This is a genomic window from Brevundimonas sp. CURTG3B2_SDJG, from assembly GCF_057364705.1.
Map to the genome: position 1 here is coordinate 1 of NZ_JBNFOJ010000399.1, position 2138 is coordinate 2138.

Annotated in this window: 2 protein-coding genes; one reads left to right on the top strand and one right to left on the bottom strand. The window is 66.4% G+C overall.

Translation table 11 applies throughout. The features are described 5' to 3' along the window. On the top strand, positions 1-358 hold a 358-nt coding region (locus AC2W7C_RS17100; protein ID WP_486002447.1), incomplete at its 5' end, for a thioredoxin family protein. Between the two features lie 1401 nt (positions 359-1759). Here AC2W7C_RS17100 and AC2W7C_RS17105 read toward each other — a convergent pair. Continuing rightward, the coding region (locus tag AC2W7C_RS17105) for a hypothetical protein (RefSeq protein WP_486002448.1) at positions 1760-2138 on the bottom strand (379 nt) is incomplete at its 5' end.

Genomic DNA, 2138 nt, shown 5'->3' on the forward strand with positions numbered 1-2138 from the left:
CGAGGCCCTGCAAGGCGCGGCCTGGTCCGCGGCGGCCGTCCAGGCCGCCCGCGCCGAAGGCCGGCCGGTGCTGGTCAACTTCACCGCCGACTGGTGCGTCACCTGCAAGATCAACGAGCGCGCCGCCCTGTCCTCGGCCGAGGTGAAGGGCGCGATCGAGCGCACCAACGCCGTCTACCTGGTCGGCGACTGGACGCGGCGGGACGACGCCATCACCGCCGAGCTGCAGCGCCACGGCCGCTCGGGCGTTCCCCTGTACCTGCTCTACGCCCCGGGGTCGGACGCGCCCCGGATCCTGCCGCAACTGCTGACCGGAGGGCTGGTCGTCCAGGCCCTGGACGAGGCCGCCGCCGACTGAAGGCGGGGCGGCTGCTGTTAAACGGCGTTTGCGACGCCGTATGGCTGCGCGGTGAGGTATCCGGAGACGGTGGGGGCTTGATCCCTGCTTTTCGTCATCCCGGCGAAGGCCGGGACCCAGCGGCGCCGGAGCGGAGCGAGGGCGAAAACCCGCTGCCTAGTCGGAGGCGAACAGCAGTCCGGATCTCGACCCACCCCTGTTGATATTCAGTCCCACACTCCACGCTACCTGGGAGGAGCCGCACCTAAGCTAGGCGGGAGTCTGGTGTAGCCGGGCCATGTCGGGTTTCTCGACTCCCGTTAACGATTATGGCACAGTTCCAACGTTCCGAGCCGATCCGTCACTTCAGACATGGCGGGCACCCGGTGACGACAAGAGCGTGCCGCGCGCTGGGCGAAGGACGATGCAGCCCGGAGGGCCAAGCGGAGTCTGAGGGCCGGAGGCCCTGCTGTCTCACGTGTCGGGTCTGACACGCGCCAGAGGCCATTCTAGAACGCCCGAGGCAGCCGAACCGAAATCCGACGGGGAGCGGTCAAACACCCCGAGGTGGCCAGACCTTTCACCCACCCGGGTCGAAGGCGCCGACGACCCGAGGGAATCTGACCATGCGGTCGAAGACCTCGGTAACGATCGACGTGAAGATCGACGTCGCTTCCATCCTTTCCAGGATTGTCGCGCTCGTCGCTCTCTTCATCGTCTGACCGAAGGGCGGTACCGGTTCGACCGGGCCGCCCGTTTCGGTTCAGCGCCTAGTCAGCCACTCGCCGCCGCGCTGGGTTCGCCGGCCTGCCGGTATGCGCACCGCCTTCGGGCGATCGATTGATTTCCTTTGATTGTTTTTCAACGGAGAGTTACGTCCAGAGACAACCTCCAGGGAGTTTCCTGTGTCCGTTCTCGTTGTCGCCCCGCCCGCCAGCGCTGCTGCCGTGAATGCCGCCGTTACCCCATTGGGGGGGATGAAGGCGTGGGACGGCGCCTGGATTGTACCGGGCTCGGATGGCTCGCTTGACGGCGCCCTGGACGCTGTGCCTGACGCCCTCTCCGTTGTAATCGATCCGACGAAATCACTGCTCGTGACCCAAGGCGGAGTTCCGGCTCTTCAGCCAGTTGCCGATGAGATTGCATCTTCTGTGATGGGCTCCCCGACGCAAATCAACGTCTCCTAGGCGACCTCATATCTGTCCAGAACGAACAATTCGCGCTCTGTACGCTTTTCGGCAAAGTCCTCACCACCGTGGATGATCCTGCGAATCTAAGCGATCGGTGAAGACGGCCGGTCCAGACGGCGTTCGCGACGCCGTACGGGTGCGCGGTGAAGTATCCGGAGACGGTGGGGACGTAATCCCCTCTCGTCATCCCGGGGGTCGCTGCGCGCCCCGGGATGACGACAATCATACGCCCTTACACCGGCGGTTGCGGCGGGGCGGTGATGACTTCGACGTTGTCGTTCAGCAGATAGGCCAGTTCGTCCAGGGCGACGCGGCGTTCGGCCGGGGTGCCCGCGGCTTCGACCGCCTCGACCTTTTTCGGCATGTCTTCCGAGATGCCGCGCAGGATGCATTTCAGGTCGCCGTCCGTGCCGCGGTCCTTGAGGATCAGGTGGCCCTGCATGTCCAGGGCGGCCAGTTCGACGGCCCGCGCCTTGAAGCCGGTGAAGGCGTCGCCGGCGAAGAAGCCGGCCTGATCCGCCGCGCCCGAGGTCAGCCAGCCCTGGACCTCGCCGCGCAGGGCGCCCGAGCGGGCGACGATGTCGGCGAACAGCGGCTCGCCGCGACCGAGA